Here is a 17,810-nt window from a genome sequence, read left to right on the forward strand (position 1 = left end):
CGGACCTCGCGGTCATGCATGGTTCGGACCTCGCGGTCCTGGATCGTCCGGACCTCCTCGTCGAAGCTGCGCACCGCCTCGGCGCCGGCGGCCGCGATCTCCAGGCGCCGCAGCTTCTCCTGCAGCAGCGCAATCTCGATGTTGCGATCCTCGATCTCGATCTCGGCCTGACGCAGATGGCTCTGCAGGAAGCCGATCTCGCGCTCCGAGCGCTCCTTGATCTCCCGGATCTCGCGCTCCCGCTCCGCCAGCAGGGAGTCCTTGGCCTCCAGGTCGGCACGCGCCTCGAGCAGCTTGACGCCGCCGGCGCGCACCATGCCGTATTGCACCAGCAGCCGCTCGTGCTTCATGACGAGCTCCGCGTAGAGATCGCGCGGAATACCCGGCTCGGCGGCCGGCGCGGTCAGCTGGGAGGCGGGCGGCGACCAGCGCACCGGGAGATCGCCGCCGGGCTGCGCCGACACGGAAGGCGGCGCCGGCGGCTCCGCTTTCGCGAGCCCCAGCCCCTGCAGATCTTCCATGCGGATGCGGAACTCCTCGCCGAATTTTCCCTGGTCCTTGGCGGCCGGCAGCCGTCCGGATTTGATGTAGCGCCGAATCGTGGCTGGCGCGCGGCCGACGACTTCCGATGCCTGGCGAATCGTCAAGGTCGTCATGGATGGCTCCCTTTGGATTCGGATGCGGCGCCGATGCACGGCGGGCGCCGCGCGAGGTTATACCAGAAGCGATCCTCGAAGTAAATCAAAAGGGAGAGGCAATCAGCGCCGCGCGCGACGCGTCGTGGTGGAACGCACCGCGCGGGGCTTGAGCGGCGTCCCGATCTTCCCCTCGGTGAGGGCCTGGCAGATATCGAGCGCGCTGACCATGCCGGTGAGACGGCCGTCGCGGCAGATGGGCAGACGGTGGATGCGCATCTTCCACATCAGCTCGGCGAGCTTCAGGACATCGGTGTCTTCCTCGACGCTGATGGCGGGCTCGGTCATGATCTCCCCGACCGTGGTGGGCCCGGGGCCCGGCAGCTTTCCCTCGGCCGGCGACGTGACCGGCTGGCCGCGCCCCAATCCGCCGAAGACAACGTCGCTCTCGGTGACGATGCCGCGCAACCGCCCGGCTTCGTCCACGACGGGAACGCCCTTGACGTTGCGGGTCTGGAAGATCTCGCAGAGATCGTCGATCGACATGGCCGGCGTGGCGGTCGCCACCTCCCGGGTCATGATGTCGCGTGCGAGCGTCGGCATGAACGATCTCCAGCGAGCGCGCACATTATCCGCTCCCTTTTCCTTGGTGACAAGCGTCACACACCGAATCTTCGTCGTCCGTCAAAATTTTCTGTCCTATAATCGCTTGGCCTTGCCGCGCGAGCCCTGAGGATCTCATGTCTTCCCAGTTCCGAGGAGCGCACCTTCCCCGGAGGGTGGTAGTCACCGGGATCGGAGCCGTCGCCCCCAACGGCAACGATCGCGAGTCATTCTGGCGGGCCAGCCTCTCCGGTGAGAGCGGCGTGGCGCGCATCGCTTCGTTCGATCCGGCCGGGCTCGACTCGCGCGTCGCCGGCGAGGTCAAGCGCTTCGATACCGACGCCTGGATTCCCCGCAAAGACCGGCAGCACGTGCCGCGCATCGCCCCGCTGGCGCTGGCGGCCTCGCGCGAGGCGCTGGCCGACGCGGCGCTGCTCGACGCGGCCGGATTGCTGCTCGAGCCCCGCCGCCTCGGAGTCGTCCTGGGCTGCGGCGGAGGGGCGCTCGAGTTCACCGAGCGACAGTACGCGCATTACTTCCGCGGCGACATCCGCCGTGCGAGCGTCTATGTCATCCCCAGCTCGACCACCGGGACGGTGGCGAGCGAGATCTCCATCGCCTACGGCATCAAGGGCCCGTCGCACGTGCTGTCGGACGGCTGCACCAGCTCCACCGACGCGCTGGGGTACGCCTTCGAGTCGATCCGCTGGGGTCGGCAGGACCGCCTGCTCAGCGGCGGCGTGGACGCCACCATCTCCCACGGCATCCTGACAGGCTTCTGCCTCATGAAAGTCCTCTCCACGGCCCGCAACGAGGAGCCGCAACGTGCCTCGCGCCCCTTCGACCGCGATCGCGACGGCTTCGTCCTTGGTGAAGGCAGCTGGATGCTGGTGCTCGAGGAGCGCGAGCAAGCGATGGAGCGCGGCGCGCGCGTCTACGGCGAGATCGCCGGCTACGGCGCCACCTGCGACGCCTACCACAGGGTCCGCCTCGAGGACGAAGGCGAGGAGCCGGCCCGGGCGATGACCCTGGCGATGCAGGACGCCTCCAGCGATCCGTCGGAAGTCGGCTACCTGTCGCTGCACGGAACTTCCACCCGGCTCAACGACGTGGTGGAGACACGGGCGGTGAAGCGGGCCTTCGGGACCTTCGCCGGGCGCCTCCCGATGAGCGCCCTCAAGTCGATCATCGGGCATCCCCAGGGGGCCTGCGGCGCCGCCGGCGTGGCGGCCACGCTCCTCGGCATGCGGGACGGCAGGTTCCACCCGACCCTCAATCTCGATCAGCCCGACCCGGAATGCGATCTCGATTACATCCCGCACCGCGCGCGCGAGCTGCAAGTCGAGGTCGCGCTGTGCAACTGCATCGGGTTCGGGAGCAAGAACGCCGCGCTCGTCCTGCGGCGGCATCGGACCTAGCGATGTTCACGCCTCCCGCGCGCGAGGAACGGCGCGAGGAGATCCTGGACCTCCCGCAAATCGATCCGGGCGAGCTGCGCGCCAGCCTCGAAGACCTGTCGCGCATCCACCGCCTTCTGGGCGGGGCGAGCGAGGCGGAATGGGCCGCGCGCATCGCCGGCTGGCCGCGCTCGCGTCCGTTCCGGATGCTGGACGTCGGTGCCGGAGGCTGCATCTTCCTGCGGTCGATCGCCCTCCAGTGCCGGCGTCATCATCTGAAAGCGATCCTCGTGGGCGTCGACCGGAGCCGCCCGGTCCTCGACATCGCGCGGACGGTCCTCGGCTCCTACCCCGAGATCACTCTGGTGCAATCCGACGCCCTGGCGCTTCCCTTCCCCGCGCGCTCCTTCGACTTCGTCGTCTGCTCGCTGCTGCTGCATCATCTCCCGGGGAAAAGCTGGGAGAGCTTCCTCAGACAGATGGGGGACCTGGCGGCCGAGCTGGCGGTGGTGGGAGATCTGAGGCGGGGTCATGTCGCCTACTGGCTCACCTGGGCCTTCACCCGCCTGCTGACCCGTGGGCGCATGACGCGCAACGACGGCCCGCTCTCGGTGCTGCGCGCGCTGACCCTACCCGAGGCCCGGGCGCTCGCCGGGCGCGCCGGCTGGGACCCGCACCTGGTGCGGCGCAGCTTTCCCTTGCGCTACCTGATGCGCCACCCGGGTGGGCGATGAGCGATCTGCCTCTCCACGAGATCGAGACGCTGGTGATCGGGGCGGGCCCCGCCGGAGCGCTGGCCGCGACGCTCCTGGCGCGCGCCGGGCGCGAAGTGCTCCTTGCCGATCAGCGCTTCCCGGGAACCGGCAAGGTGTGCGGCGAATATGTCGGCAGCGAGGGGACCTCGGTGCTGCAGCGCCACGATCTGCTGGCGGAGCTGGTCTCCGAGGGAGCGGCCCCGATCGCCTCGACGCGCATCCATCCGGCGGGAGGCGAATGGCTTGCCTCGCCTCTAACACTCGCCCCCGCGGGCGCCGGCGGATTGGGCGTCAGCCGCCGCCTGCTGGATGGAGTCCTGCGCGAGACGGCGCGGCGCGAAGGCGCCGCGGTTCTCGACGGGGCGCGTCTTATCAAGCTGACGCGTCAGGACGGGAGATGGCTCGCCGAGTTCCGCGTCGCCGGAGAATCGCGCCGTCTGGTCGCCCGGAGGATCCTCGGAGCGGATGGCAGGAACTCGCGCGTCGCCTCGCTGGCGGGTCTCGAGGGACGCTTTACCCCCGGCGGCGTCGGGCTGCAGCTGCATTTCCGCGCCACCACCCCGCCAACCGGGCGGGTCGACCTGTTTCTGTTTCCAGGAGGCTATGCGGGGCTCGCTCCGATCGAAGGGGACCGCTGCTGCCTCGGAGCTCTCGTGGAGACTGGCGCCCGCTCCCTCGACCCCTTCGGGCTCCTGCGCCGGCGCCTGCGGGAGGGCGACTTTCCCGGCCCCGTCCCTCCAGCCTCCGGTGCCGCGCTGGATCGCGCTTCGACCTTTCCGGTGCGCCTCGGCCATCGTCAGGCCATCAGCGAGGGGCTGCTCCTCGCCGGAGACGCGGCCTGCGTTACCGACCCGTTCATCGGCCAGGGGATCGCCCTGGCCCTGCTGGGTGGCGAAGCAGCCGCCGAGGCGATGATCCTCTCCTCCCACGCGCCGGCGCGGGGCCTGCGCTGCTACCGGGAGTTCCTCCGGCGGGAGGTCTTCCCGCGCGCCGTCGTGGCGGCCGCGCTGCGGCGCCTGATGTCTCATCCCGATCTGATGCGCCGCTTCCTGCGCTCCCTGGCGCGCCGCCCCGCCGCGACGGCTCGGATGGTGGCGCTGACGCGCAACGGCGGCGGATGGTGGCTGCGGGCGCTTCCCAGGGCGGCAGGCTATCTCCTGTTTCGCTCGGGGCCTTCGACGGCCGTTCGTTCCTGAGCCTTGCCCCGGGCAGGGACCATCGCCGGCGGGCACCGCGTCCTGCCGCTGCGCCGCCGGATCCCTCCGGCAGTCGTGGTAGGATTCCGCATCTCGAACCTTGCATCCAGGGGAGCACCATGAGCGCCACGAGAATCGAGAAGGATTCCCTGGGGGAGAAGCAGGTCCCCGCCGACGCCTACTACGGCGTGCAGACGGTCCGCGCCCTGGAGAATTTTCCCATCAGCGGCTTGCGCGCCCATCCCGCCCTCATCACCGCGCACGCCTTCGTGAAGAAAGCCGCCGCCTTGACCAACTGCGACCTCGGGAACCTGGCACCGGAGTTGTCCGATGCCATCGTGCGCGCCGCCGACGAGCTGATCCGCGGAGATCTGCGCGATCAGATCGTGGTCGATGTCTTCCAGGCCGGGGCGGGCGTCTCCTTCAACATGAACTGCAACGAGGTCCTGGCCAACCGCGCCGCCGAGATCCTGGGAGGGGGCCGCGGCGAGTACAAGAAGGTCCATCCCAACGATCACGTCAACATGGCGCAGAGCACCAACGACACCTTCCCGACTTCCATGCGGCTGAGCTCCCTGCTGATGCTGCGCGATCTGCTGCCGGTCGTCGAAAAGCTGGAGCGGTCCTTCGCCGCCAAGGGGCGCGAGTTCGACGGGATCATCAAATCGGGGCGCACCCACCTGCAGGACGCCGTGCCGGTGCGCCTGGGCCAGGAGTTCGCCGCCTATGCCGCGACGCTGGCGCGCTGCCGCGAGCGCCTCGCCGCCTGCGGGCCTTCTCTGGCGGAGCTGGGAATCGGCGGCACCGCCGCGGGGACCGGCATCAACACCCATCCCGAGTACCGCACCCGCATGACCGCGCGCCTCGCCGAGCTGACCGGGCTGCCGCTGCGCGGATCTGCGGACCTGCGCGAGGCGATGCAGAGCCAGCTGCCGCTCGCCGAGATTTCCTCGGCGCTGAAGATCCTCTCACTCGAGCTGATCCGCATCGCCAACGACCTGCGGCTGCTCTCCTCCGGGCCGCGCACCGGGTTCGCGGAGATCCGGCTCCCTGCGGTGCAGCCCGGCTCCTCCATCATGCCGGGGAAGGTGAACCCGGTGATGCCCGAGGTGCTGAACATGGTGGCCTTCCAGGTGGTGGGCAACGACCTGACGGTCTCCCTCGCGGTGCAGGCAGGACAGCTCGAGCTCAACGTCATGATGCCCGCGATGATCTACAACGTCCTGCAGTCGATGGAAATCCTGAAGAACACCCTGGAGGTTTTCCGGGTGCGCTGCGTGGAGGGGATCACGGCCGATTCCGAGCGCTGCGGCAGCTATGCGCTGGAGAGCGTCGGCATCGCCACCGCTTTGAACCGCCACATCGGCTATGCCGCGGCGGCGGAGGTGGCCAAGGAGTCGATGCGCACCGGAAAGTCGATCTACCAGATCGTCGTCGACCACAAGCTGCTCGAGCCGGAGCAGCTGCGCAAGATTCTCGATCCGACGGCGATGACCGAGCCGGGAATCCCCGGAGAATCCTGACAGCCACCCGGCCCCCTGTTTAAGGAGACGGCTCCGCCGGGTGCGCTTCCCGCGACCCCACAATCCGCAGCGTCGTAGCGCCGCGCGCCTCGATCCCGGACGCAAAGGCAGCCGTCACGGTCAATCTCACCTCTCCCGTTCCGCTGATTCCTTCCAGGAGCTCCTGGCGATCGACCGCCACCGTGAGATCGGCGATGCCGTCGGCGTTGGCATCGCCCAGCACGGCGCTCGACGGATCGGCCGCGGCTTCTCCCCCGCCCGCCGAGGCCACCACGCTCGCGGCCACCAGATCGCCGGATAGCTGTCCGGCGCGCGGCTGCAGCACCAGATGCAGAGGCCCGCGGCTCTTCAGCGACGCCACCGACGGCTGTGCCACCACGTCGAGCGGCAGCAGCAGCGCGCGGTAGACATCGAGGCGCGGCGTGATCCTGCCGTTGCGATCGTCGCTGATGGGAACCCCGCGCGTCTCGAAGCGTTGCTCGAGATCCTCCGGCGAGAGGGCGGGATTGGCTTCCAGGAGAAGGGCCGCCCCCGCCGTCACATGCGGCACGGCCACCGAGGTGCCGGAGAGCGTCTGCACGCGCGCGATGCTCGATGAGGTAACGATGTTCTGTCCGGGCGCCAGGAGGTCGAGCCCTTCCCCGCTGTTGCTGTAGAAGGGAATCTGATCGGCCGAGTTCACCGCTCCGACCGAGAGCACCGAGTCGACGCACGCCGGCGTGCCTATCAGGTCGGTCGAGGAAGTGTTGCCCGAGGCGGCAATCAACAGGCAGCCCCGCTGCCGCAGGGCGGCCGACAACAGGGAGACGGCCTCGCTGAACGAGTCGATGTGATCGCAGGGGGAAGGATAGGTCCCCGCGGACAGGCTCAGGTTGACCAGCCGCACCTGCGGCGCGTCGGTCGCGATCCAGTCCAGGGCCGCCAAAACGTCGAAAAAGGTGCCGACGGCGGAATCGTCGAGGACGCGCAGCACGAGCATCCGCGCCCCCGGCGCGATCCCCTCCGGGGCGATGGCCCCCTGCGAAGCCAAGATTCCCAGGATGCCGGGACCGTGAGACCCAATGCTGCGCGTCGACCCGGGGCCCGACTGGCGGGAGGTGCCGTCCGGACAGCACCCGCCGCGATTCGAGCAGAAGCATTCCTCGCCAATCACCACCGGGTCGAGATCGGGGTTCTCGAACAGGTCGGTGCCGCTGTCCAGAACCGCCACGGTGATCCCCTCGCCGCTATAGCCGAGCTGGCGCACCCGGTCGGATTGGATCTGGGCCGCCGAGCCGGCGTCGGCGCCACGCACCTCGCCGTCCAGATCCACGCGCGACACCCGCGGATCGGCCAGCAGCACCGCCAGTCCCCTGCCGGTAATCCGCGCCGCGAATACCGGGGCGGCGCTCAAAGGCCGCGGATCGCGGATCTCGTGGGCAGGCACGCCGCGCAGAACCTCCTCGACACGCTGGCGCGGCGATCGCCGGGACCGGGTCAGCGGCATGTCGCGCTCGGGCAGGAGCGTCACGATCACGCGCGCCTCGCCTTGGGAGAGGATCGCCTTTCTCAGGTCGGCTCCGGCATGGCCGGGACCGCCGGCGGAGAACCCCGCGCGGAGCCCCGCGAGGAACAGGAGCGACAGCCCCGCCGCCCGGGTCATCCTGGAACGCCAAAGGTGTGCTTGAGGCATCCTGAAAAGGTACCCTGAACCCCGTCCCGCGGCAACGGGATCCTCATCCGAAACGGGTGCCCGGCGTCCCTTTCGGGGCCGGTGGGGGCCTCAGCGGGTGGCGGTGAAGACCGCCTGGTCGACGTCGTCGACGAGGGTCAGGTTATCGCTGATGCAAACCACCTCGCGCAGCGCCACGACGACGTTGAAGACCGCGGCGGCCAGCGCCAGCAATCCGTGCAGCCAGGGCGGGGTCCAGCGGAAGTGGGTATGGGCGCCGCCGCCGATGATGTAGGCCGTCATGACCAGCCCCATCGTCAGCATCGACATCGGGAAGACCCGCGATTTGAACTCCAGGGTACGGCGGTACAAGCCGGCGTCCAGCTTGAACTCCTTGACCACTTCCTTGATCCGTGACCCGGTGCCGATGAAATAGAACATGATGATGGCGTGCGCGAAGATGCTCAGCAGGGTGATCGGCATTGCCCAGCTGACGTGCGACGGGATCGACATCCACCCGGAAGAGGCCGCCCATCCCATCACCACGACGACCGGAAAGAGCAACGCCGACAGGAGGGTGAGGACGACCAGGATCGGGCCGAACGGAATCCGATCGAGCACCGCTCATCTCCCCCGCAGCGCGTCGGCGGCAATCGCCTCGACCCGGTCCAGCGGCAATCCGCTGACGCCGGGATCGCCCTGCGCGTCGCGCAGGAACAGCCGGGCCTCGAGATCCTGGTTGCCGGTGTAGACCCAGCGGCCGTTGGCCGGCGGCTCCAGCGCGTTCAGCTCCGACGCCAGCGGCGTCAGGTCGGTGCGGCCGCCGCGCGGCGGCGTCACCGTGTCGAACCACGAAAAGACGTGGTGCTCCAGCTGGAAGCGGAAGCCGCGGCCGTCGCGGCTGGCGGTCAGGATGCGGTGGAAACGGACCGAGTCGAAGCGCGCCATCTTGTCGAGCTCCTCGTCGGTCTCGATCACGGAGAGGCTGGAAGAGGGGTAGTCGCGGATACGGGTCGTGCCGGAGCGCAGGCGCTCGAACGAGTGCACGATGCTCTCGAACTCCTCCTCCCAGAGGCGGCGGTGGGCGTCGGCGCGGTAGAACAGCTCCGGCAGGCGCGGCAGGAGCTCGGCATACAGCAGGGCCGAGCGCTCCTCTTCCCCCAATCCCTGCAGGCGCGACGTCAGGGGGGAGTGCTGCAGGCTGCCGAAGGCGGTCACCATCAGGTCAAATTTGACCGCGTCGGGAGAGGTGAAAGTGCCGAAATCCCCCGCCCGGGCGGCATCCACCAGGAAGCGCCGGTGGCGCAGCGCTTCTTCGGGATGCAGCACCGCCCAGGCCGACAGGATCCCGTCGGTATCGAAATGGTTGTTGGAGACCACCTCGATCGGCGCCAGGAAAGTCTCGCGCGCCGGGTCCTCGGCCAGCAGGAGGGCCATCTCGGTCGTGGTGTCGGCGCGGTAGCGGGCCGGGGTCCGGTTCCCGGGCCAGTGGCTCAGGTTCAGCGCCGACGGGGCGATGCCGTCGACCACCAGGGTGCGCTCCGGGTCGAGCCCGGCATGGAAGTATTCGAAGCGGCGTTGCATGCGATCCTCTCGGGACGGGCCGATTATAAGAAGGGCGCGGCGGGCCGGGCAACCGGCTGGAGGGCGGCGCCCCGCGGACGCCCATTTGACAGGGCGCGGCCCGCACGACGAAACTGGTGCGCCCGACGATCATGACAGAGGATGCGCCGCGATGAGCGATTTGCCCCCGGATCGGGAGCCGGAGCCTAAAAGCCGCTTGAGCCTGCAGGTCAACGGCGAGCCGGTCGAGATCCTGTTCGATCCTTACAAGACGCTGCTGGAGGTGCTGCGGGAGGATCTCTATCTCACCGGCACCAAGCATGGCTGCGAGCTGGGCGAGTGCGGGGCCTGCGCCGTCCTGGTCGACTCCCGCCCGGTCCTCTCCTGCCTCCTGCTGGCCCTGGAGTGCGAAGGGGTCGATGTGCGCACCGTGGAAGGACTGGCGGAAGGCGCCGCCTTGCACCCTCTTCAGGAGAGCTTCGCCGATCTCGGCGCCGCCCAGTGCGGCTACTGCACTCCCGCCATGCTGATGACGGCCTGCGCACTGCTGGAAAAGAGTCCCGAACCCGGCCGTGAGGAGATCCGCGAGGCGCTCTCCGGCGTCCTGTGCCGCTGCACCGGGTATTTACAGATATTCGAGGCGGTCGAGGCGGCGGCGCGCCGGCGGCGTGGTGGCGCGACGCCCGGCGGGGGCCCGGCATCGTGAGCGGCAGGACGGCGGAGCTCAAGGTGGTGGGCAAGGCACGCCGCCGCGTCGACGCGCGCGCCAAGGTGACCGGAGCGACCCGCTTCGCCGACGATCTCTTCCTGCCGCGCATGCTGCATTGCAAGATCCTGCGCTCCCCCCACCCGCACGCCCGCATCCTTCGCATCGACACGCGCGCCGCCCGCTCGCTGCCGGGAGTCAAGCTGATCCTCACCGGGGCCGACATGCCGATTCCCTACGGCATCCTTCCGGTGAGCCAGGACGAGCATGCGCTGTGCCTCGGCCGCGTCCGCTTCGTGGGGGATCCGGTCGTCGCGATCGTGGCGACCGACGAGTTGACGGCGTTCGAAGCGATGGGACGCTTGAAAGTCGACTACGAGCCCCTGGCGACCATCGCCGATCCGGAAGAGGCCCTCGCCGTGAGCGAGCCGCGCATCCAGCCCTACGGTGAAGGCAACGTCCACAAGAAGGTGGCCCTGGAGTTCGGCGACGTCGACGCGGCGCTGGCCGGGGCCGACCACGTCTTCGAGGATCTCTTCTTCTACCAGGGGAACACCCACCTGCCGATCGAGCAGCACGCGTCGCTGGCCGCCGTCGACGGCGACGGGAAGCTGACGCTGTGGTCCTCCACGCAGACACCGCACTACGTGCATCGGGCGCTGGCGCGCGTTCTGGAGATACCCCCAGCGCACATCCGGGTGATCGCCACCCCCAACGGCGGCGGCTTCGGGGGCAAGAGCGACCCGTTCCAGCATGAGATCGTCGTCGCCAAGGCCGCCCTGCTGTTGGGACGTCCCGTGAAGATCTGCCTGACGCGCGAGGAGGTCTTCTACTGCCACCGCGGCCGCCACCCGGTAAGGATGAAGCTCAGAACCGGCGTGACCCGCGAGGGAAAGATCGTGGCGATGGATCTGCAGACGCTGCTGGACGGAGGTGCCTACGGCTCCTACGGCGTGGCCTCGACTTTCTATACGGGCGCGCTGCAAACGGTGACCTACGAGATCCCCCGCTACCGCTTCCGCGGCTGCCGCACCTTCACCAACAAGCCGCCCTGCGGGCCCAAGCGCGGGCACGGCACGCCGCAGCCGCGCTTCGCGCAGGAGGTGCAGCTCGACAAGATTGCCTGCGCTTTGGGGCTCGACCCGGCGGCGCTGCGGAAATCGCAGCTGGCGCGTCCCCACTCGCTGACTGCGAATTACATGCGGCTCGGCACCATCGCCCTGGGAGAGTGCATCGATCGCGTGGTGGAAGGCTCCGGATGGAGCGCGCGGCGCGGCCGGCTGCCGCACGGGCGCGGGCTGGGACTCGCCTGCTCCTCCTACTTGTGCGGCGCCGGGCTGCCGATCTACTGGAACACTCTGCCGCACAGCGGCGTCCAGCTGCAGCTGGACCGCTCCGGACGCGTCACCGCCTTTTGCGGCGCCACCGAGATCGGCCAGGGATCGGACGACGTGCTCGCCAACCTGGTCGCCGAAGTACTGGGGATCGATCCTTTCGACATCCGCCTGGTCACCGGCGATACCGATCTCGGACCGGTCGATCTGGGCTCCTATTCCAGCCGGGTCACCCTGATGATGGGCAACGCCGCGATCCAGGCCGCCGAGCGCGCCCGCGACCTGATCGCTTCCGCGGTGTCGGCAAAGCTGGAAATCCCGGCCGGCCATCTGGTCTTCGCCGGGCGGCGGGTGTTCGACGCCGGGGATCCCGCGCGCGGCGTCGGCTTCGCCGAGGCGGTGCAGCTCGGCGAGGCGATGCACGGGACGCTGGGGACCACCGGCTCCTACACGCCGCCCGAATCTGCGGCACGCTACAAGGGTGGCGGCGTGGGCCCCTCGCCGACTTACTCTTATTCGGCCTGCGTCGTGGAAGCGGAGGTGGACCCGCACCTGGGATGGGTGGAAGCGAAGAAGATCTGGATCGCGCACGACATCGGGCGCTCGCTCAATCCCGTCCTGGTGCGCGGCCAGGTGGAAGGCTCGGTCTACATGGCCCTCGGCGAGGCGCTGATGGAGGAGATGGAATATCGCCGCCTGCCGCCGCGCCTGAGCGGTGCCCTGGTGCACAAGTTCCCCAGCCTGCTGGAGTACAAGAGTCCCACGACCCTCGACATGCCCGAGGTGATCACCTACCTGGTCGAGGATCCCGATGGCGCCGGTCCGTTCGGCGCGAAGGAAGTGGGCCAGGGACCGCTGCTGCCGGTGATGCCGGCCCTGGCGAACGCCGTCTTCGACGCCGTCGGGGCACGTGTCGACGAGGTGCCGATCACTCCCGAGAAGGTGCTGCGCGCCCTCGCCGACGCCGCCCATCGCTGCGGGCCGCGATCCTTTCCCGCCATCGACTGGCCCACCCCGCTGCGCGTCGCGCCTCCCTGGGAGGGGGGCGACGGCACCGCCGCCAACGAGCGCCCGAGGCGCCGGAAGGAAGGGGCGGTCGTCGCACCCGACGTCGTCCAGCCCGGGCTCGCGCCGCACCCGAGCACCCCCGAGGCTCGCCGCATCAAGAAGAGCTCCGCGCCGGCTGAGGCAACGAGCGAGGCAGCCACCGAGGAACCACCTGAGGTATTGAAATGATGCGCTGCCCGCGCTTTGCCTATCGCGCTCCGCGCACGCTGGCGGAGGCGGCCGCCATCCTCGCCGGCGAGGGGCCGGAGGCGATGCTCCTGGCGGGCGGGACCGATCTGGTCCCCAACATGAAGCGCCGCCAGCAGACTCCCAGAGTCGTCGTGTCCCTGCGGCGCATCGCGACGCTGCGGGAAGCCTCGCCCGCGGGACCGGCGACCCGGCTCGGTGCGATGCTGACCCTGTCGGAAGTGATTGGCTCGGAATTCTCCGCCGGAGCGCGCGGCGCGCTGCGCAAGGCGGCGGCACAGGTGGCGACGCCGCACCTGCAGAACATGGGGACACTGGGAGGCAACCTCTGCCTCGACACGCGCTGCAACTATTACGATCAGAACCTGGAATGGCGCAGCGCCATCGATTTCTGCATGAAGAAAGACGGGAAGGTGTGCTGGGTGGCGCCGGGAAGCCCGCGCTGCTGGGCCGTCACCTCGACCGACACTGCCCCGGCCCTGATGGCGCTGGGTGCCGAGGTGGTCCTGCATGGCGCCCGCGGCGAGCGGACCCTGCCGGTGGGCCAGCTCTACCGCGACGACGGTATCGCCTACCTGGCGAAACGAGCCGACGAGATCCTCTCCGGCGTCCTTCTGCCGGTCGCGGTGCCGGGCGAGGCCAGCACCTACTGGAAGCTGCGCCGGCGCGGCGCCTTCGATTTCCCCGTTCTGTCGGTCGCCGCCTGGGTCCGCAAGGACGCCGACGGCGTGGTGCGCGAAGCGCGGCTCATCCTCGGCTCGGTGGCCTCGCGGCCGCTCCCCGCCGACGCGTCTTCGCTGGTGGGAAATCCATTGACGGAGGAGACGATCCAGTCGGCCGCCGAAGCGGGGGCGCGACTTGCCAAGCCTCTCGACAACACCGATTTCGCCCTCGGCTGGAGGAAGAAAGCGGCCTTCAGCCTGATCGCGGGGGCCTTGCGCGAGCTGAGGGGAGACGACCCGGAAGCGCTGGGTCCTTTCGCGCGCCGCGCCGCCGCGCTGGTGCCGGCGGGGTAGGTGGGCTCCGCCGGGACACCGCGGATCGGCGCGCTGATCCTCTGCGCCGGGGAGTCGCGGCGCATGGGCCGACCCAAGGCACTGCTGCCGATCGCGGGGCGTACCTTCCTGGAGACGCTGTTCAATCGCCTGGCGCTGTCCGGCGCCAGTCCAATCGTGGCGGTCCTGGGCGCCGATGCCGCCCGGATTCGCGCCTCCGTAGCTCTTCCCCGCATGCGCTTCGTGGTGAACCCGGCTCCGCAGCGCGGCCAGCTCTCTTCCATTCACTGCGGTCTCGACGCGATCTCCGGTGAAGAGCTGGACGGCCTGTTCATCGCACCGGTGGACACGCCCCGCGTCCAGGCCGCCACGTTGCGCCGGATGATCGCCTCCCTCTATCCCGCTCCCCTCGTCGTCCCGACCTTCGACGGCCGTCGCGGCCATCCGGCGCTGTTTGCGACGAGTCTGTTCGAAGCGCTCCGCCAGGCCTCTCCGGAGGAAGGGGCGCGCGCCGTCGTGCGCGCGCGGGCCGATCGTCTCGAGCTCGACTGCGGCGATCCCGCCGTCCTCGAGGACTTCGACACTCCGGAAGATCTTCCCGCGCACGGTTGAGCGGCGGCGTGCGAGCTCCGGCGCGTTCCGCCGTAGCGCGAGCGTCGCGCACGCCGTCAGCTCCAAGCGGGCTGATATACTCTCCCCCCTCATCGGAGCCGCCGGCGTGATCGATCTGGCCGACATCCAATCCGCGTCTCCCGTCGTGCAGCGCTTCGTGCGGCCGACGCCGCACTTGTTCAGCTATACGCTGAGCGCGCTGCTCGAGGTGCCGATCTTCCTGAAGCCCGAGAGCCTGCAGCGCACCGGCTCGTTCAAGCTGCGCGGCGCCTGCCACCGCATCAGCGCGCTGACCCCGGAAGAGCGGCGCGCCGGAGTCATCGCCGCCTCGGCGGGAAACCATGCGCAGGGGGTGGCGCTGGCGGCGCAGTTCTTCGGGATAGCCGCCACGGTCGTCATGCCCGAATCGACCCCGATCAACAAGATCCAAAGGACCGCGGCCGCGGGCGCGCGGGTGGTGCTGCGAGGCGATTCGGTGGACGATTCCCTGGCGGTGGCGCGCGAAGAGGCCGCTCGCCGCTCGCTGGCGCTCATCCACGGCTACGACGATCCCTGGATCATTGCCGGCCAGGGAACGGTCGGCCTCGAGATCCTCCGGGATCTTCCCGACGTCGGCACGATCGTCGTGCCGGTGGGAGGCGGCGGGCTGATTGCGGGCATCGCGCTGGCGATCCGCAGCCTGCTTCCTTCGGTCCGCATCATCGGAGTGCAGGCTTCCGGGTGCCCCTCCGCCGTCCGCGCCCTGCAGGAGGGGCAGCCGGTCAGCATCGCGCGGCCCCGCACCATCGCCGACGGCATTCGCGTCGGCCGTGTGGGCGATCTCCCTTTCGAGATTTTCCGGTCGCGCATCGACGAGATCGTCCTGGTGGAGGACGAGGAGATCAGCCGGGCCATCGTGGTGCTCATGGAGAAGTCCAAGCTGGTGGTCGAGCCGGCCGGGGCCGTGGGCGTCGCGGCCCTCCTGGCGGGAAAGATCCGTCCGCTCAACGGTCCCGTCTCGGTCGTCCTTTCGGGCGGCAACATCGACACCAACTTCTTCGTCCGTATCCTGGAGCGGGGGCTGACCCAGGAAGGACGCCTGGTCCTGCTGCGAGTCGGAATTCTCGACAAGCCGGGGCAGCTGGCCAAGGTTCTCGCCCTGCTCGCCGATCTCGGGTCGAACGTGCTGGACGTGAAGCACTATCGCGCCGGATGGCAGCTTCCGTTGGAGGGGACGGAGCTCGAGATTCTCCTGGAGACGCGCGACGCCGCGCACGGGCGGGAGATCGTCTCGCGCCTGAAGGGCGAGGGGTACGAAGTACGCCTCTCCGGGAGTGCTTCGTGAAAAGGCCCCGCGTCTTCGGCGTGGTGATTACGGTACCCGACGCGCTGTCCCGGGCCGCCGACCGGGTGCGCCGGCACTACGATCCCAATTTCCCCCGCATCGGCGCGCACGTCACCGTGCTTCCTCCCCGTCCGCTTCCACTGACCCGCGGCGAGGTGCTCGCCGCCGTGCGGCGCGCGGCGGCCGCATCGCGTCCCTTTGCCTGCTCGCTGGGCGGGATCCGCACCTTCGATCCGGTGATGCCGGTGGTCTATGCGAGCCTGCGCCGCGGCCGGGTCTCCCTGCGACGCCTGCATGCGCGGCTGGCGCGCGGATCGCTTTGCGGCGCAGAGGCGTTTCCCTACGTGCCTCATCTGACGCTCGGGCAGAAGCTGGATTCCGCGCGGCTGCGGCGGGCCGTCGCGCTGTCGGAGCGGATCTTCAGCTCTCTCGAGAAAGACTGGACCGCCGGTCAGCTGGTGGTGGTCGAGCGGCTGACCGAGGAGCTCTGGCTTCCTCTCGCTCCCGTTCCCTTGAACGGAGGTCCCGCCCCGGCGATCCGGCAGCGCCGGCCGCGGCGAAAGACTAAGGCCCGGACCCGGTGATATCATCGCGCCGGAGTTGATTCCCATGTCACTCAACGAAGAGATTCGCCGGGAAGGGATGCGTCTCGGGTTCGCGCGCATCGGATATGCGCTGTCCCGCGAGCACCCCGCGGCGGCGCGCCTGCGCCAGTGGCTCGATCGGGGCTACGAGGGAGACATGCGGTATCTGGCGCGCCGCGTCGAGGAGCGCGGCGATCCCGCGAAGCTGGCCCCCTGGTCGCGCAGTCTCATTCTCGCCTCCTTTCCCTACCCGGGATCCGATGCGCCAACCCCGCCGGGGGTCGTGCGCATCTCGCGCTACGCGCGCGGCCGGGATTACCACGCCGCGCTCAAGCAGCGGCTGGCAGATCTGGGTGGCCGCATCGCGCAGCTTGCGCCGGGAGCGCGCTGCTCTCCGGTGGCCGACACCGGGGCGCTCTTGGAGAAGCCATGGGGCGTGCGGGCGGGCTTAGGATGGCAGGGAAAGCACACCAACCTGATCGATCCCGAAGGCGGCTCCTGGTTCTTCGTTGGGGAGCTGCTCACCGATCTGGAGCTCGAGCCCGACGCGCCCGAGGTGACGGATCGCTGCGGCAGCTGCACGCGCTGCCTGGAGGCCTGCCCGACCGAGGCCTTCCCCGAGCCCTACGTTCTGGACGCGCGCCGCTGCATCTCGTATCTGACCATCGAGCACAAGGGGTCGATCCCCGCCCCGCTGCGCGCCGCCATGGGGAACCATGTCTTCGGCTGCGACATCTGCCAGGAAGTCTGTCCCTGGAACGACGCGGCGCCGAATTCGGCTGAGGAAGGCGCACACGAGGCGATACCCGCGGCGGATCTGCTGGCGCTGACGCGTGAGCAGTTCAACCGGCGCTTCGCGGGGACGGCGCTGCGCCGCACCGGCTGGTCGCGGGTCCTGCGCAATGCCGCGGTGGCGCTGGGGAACTCGGATGACCCGGAGGCCATCGAGCCGCTGCGGCAGGCCCTGCGGATTCCCGATCCGCTCGTCCGCGAGCATGTCCGCTGGGCCTTGGACCGGCTCGGCGATTCCCGCAGCTCCCGACCGGAGGCCCAGCTCGGGAGCCCGGCATGATCGAGACCTCCGAAGCGATCCGCCGCCTGCATCACCCCCCCGCACAGGTCTACAGCATCCTGGGCCAGGCTTGGCCCGATCTCGAAGAAGCGGCCTACACGGAGAACCTGCTCGCGCTGCACCGCACCATCCGCGCCGAGACGCGGCGCCTCGCGGAAGCGCTCGTCGCGAGCGAAGCGGGACTCATCCCTGCGGGCGAAGCATTCCGCCCGCAGGCCGATCCGTCCCGCTATCCTCCGCTCGATTCGCGGCAATACCGCTTTCTCTTTCCCGACCTGGGCGGCCCGTCGCTGCTGCGCCACCTGCCGGAAGGGAAGAAATATCTCGAGTCCTTAGGCTTCGCGCCGGCACGCGGCGGCTCGCTGCAGGAGACCGAGTTCTACCTCTCCGGCAGTCCGGCGCTGGACTTCATCGAGATCACGGTGCGCGACCTGGTGGGCATCCAGCGCGGCGTGCACGGCCGGCAGATCCGCGCCCTGGCCGGCGCCGGCTTCATCCTGCGAAACCTGGTCTTCGACCTGGGGGAGCGCCGCGACACGCCGTGCCAGTGGGCCGTGCTCTATTTCGAGAAGCCGGGAGCGCCCGGGACCATCTCCTACGAGATTT

The 17,810-nt window shown here is 69.5% G+C and carries 17 protein-coding genes; 12 read left to right on the top strand and 5 right to left on the bottom strand.

Annotated elements, in window-relative coordinates; translation table 11 throughout:
- Both VFW45_01660 and VFW45_01665 read right to left on the bottom strand, forming a co-directional pair.
- Window positions 1-656, bottom strand: a 656-nt coding sequence (locus VFW45_01660) for a helix-turn-helix domain-containing protein (GenBank protein HEU5179471.1), incomplete at its 3' end; no start/stop codon positions are given.
- Between the two features lie 102 nt (window positions 657-758).
- Window positions 759-1,238 carry a CBS domain-containing protein gene (locus tag VFW45_01665; protein ID HEU5179472.1) on the bottom strand — a complete coding sequence of 160 codons (480 nt, stop codon included), beginning with the start codon at window positions 1,236-1,238 and terminating at the stop codon, window positions 759-761.
- Window positions 1,239-1,375: 137 nt separating this feature from the next.
- On the opposite strand from VFW45_01665, the gene VFW45_01670 reads away from it, so the two are divergent.
- The 4 genes from VFW45_01670 (at window position 1,376) to VFW45_01685 (ending at window position 6,109) form a co-directional block, all read left to right on the top strand.
- A complete protein-coding gene (locus VFW45_01670; GenBank protein ID HEU5179473.1) occupies window positions 1,376-2,656 on the top strand; it encodes a beta-ketoacyl-[acyl-carrier-protein] synthase family protein in 1,281 nt (426 codons plus the stop codon).
- 2 nt (window positions 2,657-2,658) lie between these two features.
- Complete coding sequence (locus tag VFW45_01675; GenBank protein ID HEU5179474.1) at window positions 2,659-3,369, top strand: methyltransferase domain-containing protein; 711 nt, start codon at window positions 2,659-2,661, stop codon at window positions 3,367-3,369.
- Window positions 3,366-4,586: an FAD-dependent monooxygenase gene (locus VFW45_01680; GenBank protein HEU5179475.1), complete on the top strand. Its 1,221-nt coding sequence runs from the start codon at window positions 3,366-3,368 to the stop codon at window positions 4,584-4,586. Before VFW45_01675 ends, VFW45_01680 begins: the two co-directional genes overlap by 4 nt.
- A 119-nt stretch (window positions 4,587-4,705) precedes the next feature.
- Complete coding sequence (locus VFW45_01685; protein HEU5179476.1) at window positions 4,706-6,109, top strand: aspartate ammonia-lyase; 1,404 nt, start codon at window positions 4,706-4,708, stop codon at window positions 6,107-6,109.
- Between the two features lie 19 nt (window positions 6,110-6,128).
- Here VFW45_01685 and VFW45_01690 read toward each other — a convergent pair whose 3' ends face one another.
- The 3 genes from VFW45_01690 to VFW45_01700 form a co-directional block, all read right to left on the bottom strand.
- Window positions 6,129-7,751: a S8 family serine peptidase gene (locus VFW45_01690; protein ID HEU5179477.1), complete on the bottom strand. Its 1,623-nt coding sequence runs from the start codon at window positions 7,749-7,751 to the stop codon at window positions 6,129-6,131.
- Window positions 7,752-7,871: 120 nt separating this feature from the next.
- Complete coding sequence (locus tag VFW45_01695; GenBank protein ID HEU5179478.1) at window positions 7,872-8,381, bottom strand: hypothetical protein; 510 nt, start codon at window positions 8,379-8,381, stop codon at window positions 7,872-7,874.
- 3 nt (window positions 8,382-8,384) lie between these two features.
- Window positions 8,385-9,344, bottom strand: a complete 960-nt coding sequence (locus VFW45_01700) for a DUF6687 family protein (protein HEU5179479.1) — start codon at window positions 9,342-9,344, stop codon at window positions 8,385-8,387.
- Between the two features lie 151 nt (window positions 9,345-9,495).
- On the opposite strand from VFW45_01700, the gene VFW45_01705 reads away from it, so the two are divergent.
- From VFW45_01705 to VFW45_01740, 8 genes are all read left to right on the top strand, one after another.
- Window positions 9,496-10,029 carry a (2Fe-2S)-binding protein gene (locus VFW45_01705; GenBank protein HEU5179480.1) on the top strand — a complete coding sequence of 178 codons (534 nt, stop codon included), beginning with the start codon at window positions 9,496-9,498 and terminating at the stop codon, window positions 10,027-10,029.
- Window positions 10,026-12,599, top strand: a complete 2,574-nt coding sequence (locus VFW45_01710; GenBank protein HEU5179481.1) for a molybdopterin cofactor-binding domain-containing protein — start codon at window positions 10,026-10,028, stop codon at window positions 12,597-12,599. The genes VFW45_01705 and VFW45_01710 overlap by 4 nt, the downstream gene beginning before the upstream one ends.
- Window positions 12,596-13,633, top strand: coding sequence for an FAD binding domain-containing protein (locus VFW45_01715; protein ID HEU5179482.1), 1,038 nt, complete (start codon window positions 12,596-12,598; stop codon window positions 13,631-13,633). The genes VFW45_01710 and VFW45_01715 overlap by 4 nt, the downstream gene beginning before the upstream one ends.
- A complete protein-coding gene (locus VFW45_01720) occupies window positions 13,634-14,224 on the top strand; it encodes a nucleotidyltransferase family protein (GenBank protein HEU5179483.1) in 591 nt (196 codons plus the stop codon).
- Window positions 14,225-14,330: 106 nt separating this feature from the next.
- Window positions 14,331-15,548 (top strand): threonine ammonia-lyase, encoded by a 1,218-nt coding sequence (ilvA, locus tag VFW45_01725; protein ID HEU5179484.1) that lies wholly within the window; start codon window positions 14,331-14,333, stop codon window positions 15,546-15,548.
- Window positions 15,545-16,132 carry a 2'-5' RNA ligase family protein gene (locus tag VFW45_01730; protein HEU5179485.1) on the top strand — a complete coding sequence of 196 codons (588 nt, stop codon included), beginning with the start codon at window positions 15,545-15,547 and terminating at the stop codon, window positions 16,130-16,132. Before ilvA ends, VFW45_01730 begins: the two co-directional genes overlap by 4 nt.
- A gap of 25 nt (window positions 16,133-16,157) precedes the next feature.
- Window positions 16,158-17,204: a tRNA epoxyqueuosine(34) reductase QueG gene (gene queG / locus VFW45_01735; GenBank protein HEU5179486.1), complete on the top strand. Its 1,047-nt coding sequence runs from the start codon at window positions 16,158-16,160 to the stop codon at window positions 17,202-17,204.
- On the top strand, window positions 17,201-17,810 hold a 610-nt coding region (locus tag VFW45_01740), incomplete at its 3' end, for a hypothetical protein (GenBank protein ID HEU5179487.1). The genes queG and VFW45_01740, both read left to right, overlap by 4 nt.

Source organism: Candidatus Polarisedimenticolia bacterium (genome assembly GCA_035764505.1).
In the GTDB taxonomy this organism is placed as follows: domain Bacteria; phylum Acidobacteriota; class Polarisedimenticolia; order Gp22-AA2; family AA152; genus AA152.